General features: G+C 66.8%; 5 protein-coding genes. All 5 read right to left on the bottom strand.

Annotated elements, in window-relative coordinates; all coding sequences use genetic code 11:
• Positions 1-15: 15 nt before the first annotated feature.
• Complete coding sequence (locus B3446_RS19075; RefSeq protein ID WP_291384129.1) at positions 16-1,029, bottom strand: siderophore ABC transporter substrate-binding protein; 1,014 nt, start codon at positions 1,027-1,029, stop codon at positions 16-18.
• Positions 1,026-1,802, bottom strand: a complete 777-nt coding sequence (locus B3446_RS19080; protein ID WP_291384131.1) for an ABC transporter ATP-binding protein — start codon at positions 1,800-1,802, stop codon at positions 1,026-1,028. The genes B3446_RS19075 and B3446_RS19080 overlap by 4 nt, the downstream gene beginning before the upstream one ends.
• A complete protein-coding gene (locus B3446_RS19085) occupies positions 1,799-2,746 on the bottom strand; it encodes an iron chelate uptake ABC transporter family permease subunit (protein WP_291384139.1) in 948 nt (315 codons plus the stop codon). Before B3446_RS19085 ends, B3446_RS19080 begins: the two co-directional genes overlap by 4 nt.
• Positions 2,746-3,819: an iron chelate uptake ABC transporter family permease subunit gene (locus tag B3446_RS19090; protein ID WP_291384133.1), complete on the bottom strand. Its 1,074-nt coding sequence runs from the start codon at positions 3,817-3,819 to the stop codon at positions 2,746-2,748. Before B3446_RS19090 ends, B3446_RS19085 begins: the two co-directional genes overlap by 1 nt.
• A gap of 96 nt (positions 3,820-3,915) precedes the next feature.
• Positions 3,916-6,381, bottom strand: coding sequence for a GH92 family glycosyl hydrolase (locus B3446_RS19095; RefSeq protein ID WP_049404347.1), 2,466 nt, complete (start codon positions 6,379-6,381; stop codon positions 3,916-3,918).
• Positions 6,382-6,747 lie beyond the last annotated feature (366 nt).

Raw genomic sequence — 6,747 nt, forward strand, 5'->3', positions numbered from 1 at the left:
GGGCGTCTTGAGGAATCAGTTCCGGTAAGGCCTCATGACTTCGTCGATCATGAGATGCAGCGACTTCACGCTGGCGGCAGTGACATACCAGGCTTCGGCGTCGGCAAAGACCACGCGGCCGTCTTGCCATGCGGCGGTCTGACGCAGCAGCGGGTTGCCCAGCGTCTCGGCGTTCAGGGCCGGCCGGCGTTCCATCACGGCCGTGCGGTCGACCACGTAGACGATGCCCGGGTTCGCCTGCTGGATGAATTCGCTGGAGATCGGCTGGCCATGCAGGCCGCCATCGGCCAAGGGACTGGCCGGTTTCACGCCCAGCGCCTTGAAGATGAAGCCGTAGCGGGAATGCACGCCGAACGAACTGAAGGCGCCGTTGTTGTGCAGCACGACGAGCGCCGTTTCCGGACGATCGCGGATAAGCGCGCGGGCCGCTTCAACCTTGGCGTCCAGATCGGCCGCCTTTCTGCGGGCGAGGTCCTCCTTGCCGAAAATGCGTCCCAGCGTCAGCAGGTGGTCCTTCACGATCTCGATGTGGTTGGCCTGACTGTCGCGGTAGTCCACGTCGAAGTGGACGGTGGGCGCGATCTGGCTCAGCTCCTTGTAGTGGTTCGCCTGCAGCGAAGTGATCAGGATGAGATCCGGCTTGGCCGCGTGCACGCGCTCCAGATTCGGCTGGACGATGGCGCCCATGTCCCGCACTTCAGGCGCGTCGCGGTAGCGGGCCAGGAAGTGCGGCACGAAGTCCTTCGGCATGCCCACGACGGGGACGCCCAGCTCGTCCAGAAAATCCACTTCGTTCATGTCCAGAGCCACTACGCGCTGCGGCAGCCGGTCGATCACGGTTTCGCCCAGTTTGTGTTTGACGGTGATGGGGACGTAGGCATTCTGCGGCGGCGCATCTGCGGGTGCCGCGGCGGACGTTGCCGCCGCAGCCTTGGGCGTGTCCGTGGCTTGCCCGCAGCCGTGCAGCGCCGCCGTTGCGGCCATCGCGGCGGCAAGCAGCAGCGCCCTCGGCCAGTGCGACAGGATCATTTCAGTTCTCCAGGAGGATTGAAGTAATTGCACAGGCGGCCGCGATCACCCTGCGTAATCTCGAAGTCCAGCCCGTACAGTTCGCGCAGCCGGTCTTCGGTCATGACCTCGTGCACCGCGCCCGCGCAGTGCACCGCCCCGCCCTTCAGCGCGACGACATGGTCCGAATAGCTGGCCGCGAAGTTGATGTCATGCACGACCAGGATCACCGTGCGACCGTGGTCGTCGCAGAGACGGCGCAGCGCGCGCATGATCTGCACGGCGTGCCGGATGTCCAGGTTGTTCAGCGGCTCGTCCAGCAGCAGGCAATCGGTCTGCTGCGCGATGGTCATGGCCATGAACGCCATCTGCCGCTGGCCGCCGCTCAACTCGTCCAGGTAGGCGCGGCGCAGCGGCTCCAGCGATAGAAACGTGATGGCCTGGTCGATCGCCTGCGTGTCCTGCGGCGTCAAGGCGCCGCGGCTGTAGGGAAAGCGCCCGAATGCCACCAGGTCTTCCACCGTGAGCCGCAGGTTGAAGTCGGGAGACTGGCGCAAGGTGGCGACGCGCCGCGCGTAATCGGCGCGGCGCATGTCCGCCACGTTGCGGTCGCCGATGAAGACGTCGCCCTGCGTCGGTTCCATCAACCGCGCCATCATCATCAGGAGCGTGGTCTTGCCCGCGCCGTTCGGGCCGATGAGCGACGTCAGCTTGCCTTCAGGGAACTGCAGGCTCACGTCGCGCAGGACGGCTTTCGCGCCATGGGTTTTGCAAAGATTTCTGGTCGTGATCATGCGGTGCCCCGCGTGCGCGCCATCAGCGCGAGAAACCAGCCGCCGCAGACCAGGTTGACCAGGATGCCGACGGTGGTCTTGTAGTTGAAGATGTGTTCGACCGCGAGCTGGGCCAGGATGAACATGCCGACAGCGATGGCGCAGCCGGTGGGCAACGTGATGCAGTGCCGGCGTGTGCGCGCCAGCGCATACGCGGTGTTGGCCACGAAGATGCCCATGAACGCCGTGGGTCCCAGCAGGCTGGTGGAAACGGCAACCAGCACCGCGATCAAGGCCAGATGCAGTTGCACGGCGCGCGGATGGTCAACACCCAGCGACATGGCCTGGTCACGCCCCAGCGACAGGACGTCCAGCGTCGGCAATTGCGGGCGTCCGGCCAGGCATACCGCGGCAACAACGGCGGCGGATGCCAGCAACTGCGCCGGCTCGGCCTTGCCGAACGAGGCCTGGGTGAAGCCCAGCAGGATCGAGAACTCTCCCGGACTGGTCTTCAGCTGCACGAACTGCGTGAAGGTGCCGATCACCATGGTCAGCACCAGTCCCACCAGCAGCAGGAAATACACGTTCTGCCTGCCGTGGCGGAACAGCCAGCGATGAAGAATCCACGAATACGCCAGCATCACCAGGACCGAGATCAGGAAGTTGCCGTTTGGCCCGAGCAGCACCAGGCTTTGCGTGCCCAGCGCCAGGATCATCACAGACTGCAGCAGCAGGTACACGGCCTCGTAGCCCATGATGGCGGGCGTGAGGATCCGGTTGCCGGTCAGGGTCTGGAACACGATCGACGACCACGCGATGCAGACGCCGCCGATGACCATGGCAGCCAGCCGCGCCAGGCGTTTGGGGATGACGTAGTCGAAGTCCAGGCCCGACCGGAAAAACAGGAACACCACGGCCAACGCGATGACCGCCATCCAGACCGCGTTCCGGGAAGCTGCGCGCATCATCGGTGCTTCCAGAAAATCAGCGCCAGAAACAGGACGCCGCCCACGCCCCCCGCCGTCAGGCCAATGGGCACTTCGAACGGATAGATCAGCACGCGCCCCAGGATGTCGCAGACCAGCAGCAGCGACGCGCCACCCAAGGCGACGACGGGCAGCGTGCGGCTCAGGTTGTCGCCGTAATGGAGCGCAACCAGATTGGGCACGACCAACCCCACGAACGGAATTGCGCCCACCGTGATGATCGTGGCCGACACCGTGACCGCGACCAGCATCAGGCCCAGCGCGACGGTGTCGTTGTAGCAGACCGCCGCACTCGGCCGATGGCCATCGGCAAACAGCTCATCGGTGCGCGCAGCGGCTTCCAGACGGTTCGGCGCCGACTCGATCATCCAGCCCGGCGGCAGCGACAGACCGGCCTCGGCCAGCGCCTGCTGGAAACCGGCACGGCGCTGGTGGCACGAGCTCGATGCAGCGTGGCCGCCGAAGAAGGCGATCTGGCGATGGCCGCGCTCGATCAGGTGGCGCGTGGCCAGATAGGCGCCGTGCTGGTTGTCCAGGGTCAGGAAGTCCCAGTCGGCCCCTTCCAGTTCGCGGTTGAACAGCAGCACGTTGGCATTGGCACCCAGTGCCTGTCGCAACTGCACGGTATCGCTGCCCTCGGCCGGCGACAGGATCAGGCCGGCCGGGGTGTGCTCCATCAACGTGGACAGCACCGCCTGCTGGCGCTCCGGCGATTCGCCAGTACTGCCGAGCAGGGTCACGTAGCCGCGTCCGCCCAGCGCCTCGTCCACGCCGGACGCGAATTCGGCGAAGAACGGGTTGGAAAGATCGTTGATCACCAGCGCGATGCTCGACGAGGTACGTCGGCGCAGGTTGGCGGCAGCGCGGTTGTAGACATAGCGCTGCCGGCGCAGCTCGGCCTCGACCTTGGCACGGGTATCGACGTTGACCAGCGGGCTGCCGCGCAACACCAGCGACACGGTCGCGCGTGACACGCCGATGGCACGCGCAATGTCGGTCACCGTCACTGCCTTGCCGGCGCGCTTGCTGGGACTGCTGCCGTTGTCGTTCATCGTCTTCCCGGACTCCGCTGGAGGCTCAAGCCTAATGGATCAGGGCCGTGTCGTGCCGTGCCGTTCGCTGGGTCACCGCGAACGGCACAGTCCGGCTCAGCGCAGCTGGCTGCCCGGTGCCGCGCACCAGGACACCGGCAGGTCCTTCACCGCCGTACCCCAGCCCTGCTCCGGCGCCTTCGCGTCAAGCGCGAACTGCAGGCGCGGGCCCTGCTGCAGCTGGTTCCAGTCCAGCCAGACCGGCGCATGCGCCTGGCCATCGACCTGCACGCCCTGAACGTACTGCAGGCGGCGACCATCGGCACCCGGCGCGTCGATGCGCAGCGTCCGGCCATTGCCCATGTCCAGTTCCACCTTGCTGAAGCGCGGGGTGTGCAGCAGGAACTGGCCGCTGCCCGGCACCGCCGGGTACACGCCGATGGCGCTGAACAGGTACCAGGCCGACATCGTGCCGAGGTCATCGTTGCCGGTCACGCCGTTGGGCGCATTGGTGAACAACTGCTGCGCGGCGCGCACCACGGCCGCGGTCTTCCACGGCTGGCCGATCAGCGTGTACAGCCACGGCGAGTGCAGGTCCGGCTCGTTGTTGGGGTTGTAGCGGAACTGGTTGTAGTAGCTGTACGGTCCGACCACCCACTCCTTGCGGGCGGCGTTGAGCGGGTCCGCCTGCAGCGCGTCCATCGCGAAGAAGGCATCGAGGCGGCGGCCGGCCTGTTCGCGGCCGTCCATCGCATCGACCAGGCCCGGCACGTCCTGCTGCGCCAGCCACTGGTACTGCCACGCCGTGCCTTCATGGAAACCGTGGTGCGAACGCGGGCTGTAGTGGCCATCGGCCGGGGTGTACCACTGGCCATCCTCGGTGCGCGGGCGCGGGAAACCGGTGAAGCCGGTCTCGGCGTCGCGCACCTGCGGGTCCCACACCTTGCGCCAGTTGCGGCCGCGCTCACGCAGCGTCGCCGCGTCCTGCGCATGGCCGAGGCCATCGGCCATCTGCGAAAGCGCACAGTCGGCCAGTGCGTATTCCAAGGTAGCCGAACCGCCGTGGTGCGGATCGACGTCCATGCCCTTGGACGGGAACGCGCGGTCGTAGACCACGTAGCCCTTGTCCAGGTACGTCGGGTTGCCGGAGCGGCCAGCCATGCGCGAGTTCAGCGGCGGCGTGCCGAAGGCATTGCGGCGCAGCGCATCCCAGGCCTGCGATTCACGGCCCTTGAGCGCACCGAAGCGCCACAGGTCGACCATGAACGGGGTGACCGGATCGCCGGTCATGATGTTGGTCTCGAAGTTGGCATAGCCCCAGCGCGGCAGCCAGCCGCCCTGCTCGTCGATCGCCAGCAGGGTACGGCCGATGTCGCGCGCCACGTCCGGGCGGGTCAGCGCCAACCACTGGTTCTGCGCGCGGTAGGTATCCCACAGCGAGAAGTACTCGTAGTAGGTCCAGCCATCGGCACGGTGGATGCCATCGTCATAGCCGCGGTAGCGGCCGTCGGCGTCGTTGCCGGTCATCGGCTGCAGCAGCGCGTGGTAGACCGCGCTGTAGAACACAGCGCGGTCATCGGCGGTGCCGCCCTGCACGCGCACCCGGCCCAGCTGCTCGCGCCACGACTGCTGGGACAGCGCACGCATCCGGTCGAAACCAAGCAGCGCGCCGCCCTGCATGCCTTCCGCGCGCAGGTTGGTACGCGCGCCTTCGGCATCCACGTGCGAGATCGCGCTGACTGCCGTCACCGACTGGCCCTTGGCCAGGTCGAAGCTGAGCCAGGCACCGTTCGGCTTCTGCTCGCCTTCCATGCTGTGGCGCGCGCCCGGCAGGCCACCGCCCTCGCCCCAGGTGCCATGCGCCTTGAACGGGCGGTCGAACTCGATGCGGAACCAGGTGGTGTACTGATGGCCGCCGCAGAAACTCTTGGTCACCAGCTTGCCCTCGACCACGCGGTCGCCGACCACATCGACCACGCTGCCGATCACCGAATGGCGCTCATTGGCCTGGCCGACATTGACCAGCACGTGGCCCTCGCCCTGGCGCTGGCTGAAGGTGTAGCGCTCGGCCGCGGCACGTGTACGCGCGGTGGCCTCGGCGTCGATGCCGCCGTAGCTGGTCAGGCGCACCTTGTAATAGCCGGCCTGGCCGATCTCGCCGTCATGCGTGTACGAAGCGGCATAGGTCTTGTGGTTGAAGTTCTTGGCGTCAGCAGTATCGAAATCGCCGCCCGGACCGATGCTGCCGGTGACCGGCAGGATCGACACCTGCCCGCCCTGCTCCCAGCAACCGGCGCCGGAGATGAAGGAGTGACCGAAACCGCGGATCTTCTCGTCGTCGTAGCGCCAGCCCGAATAGTGGCTGCCGATCGGGCTGACCTGGATCAGGCCGAACGGTGCCGATGCGCCGGGGAAGGTATTGCCGTCGTCCTTGCTGCCGATGAAGGTGTTGACCTCGCGCTCCAGCGCCGCCGGTGCGGCCTGCAGCAGCATCGGCATGGTCGAAAGCGCCAGCAGACAGGCCAGGCGCGCCAGCGGGCGGGAGGACAATGGGACGGCGGGAGCGGACGGCACTGGGCGCATGTCGGGTTCCTGTAGTCGATGACGCGGAGGCAGACGGCCGGGATCGTTCGGCACCGTTCCGCTGAGTCCCGCCGTGACCGGCAGAGAGCTCCCCCTGGAATGACGCCCGACCCACCAGACCGTGAATTTAGATCGATTCAAGTAGAGCATGCAGGTTCAGCCGAATGCATTCTGCGGCGCAGCATGAGAGGGGTCTTCGGNNCGGGTTGCACCCGGCACCCGCTTCAGGCCAGAGCCGAAGCCGAAGCAACAGCAAAAGCCGACTATCCGTGGGATGGCGGGATGGGTCCGGTTGCGGGGGACGCCGTAGACCCGTCCCTGGGAGCTTGGCCGCGGCATCCATGCCGCGGACACCCCCGCAACCGG

Source organism: Achromobacter sp. UBA5777, assembly GCF_002418565.1.
GTDB lineage: Bacteria > Pseudomonadota > Gammaproteobacteria > Burkholderiales > Burkholderiaceae_B > Achromobacter > Achromobacter animicus.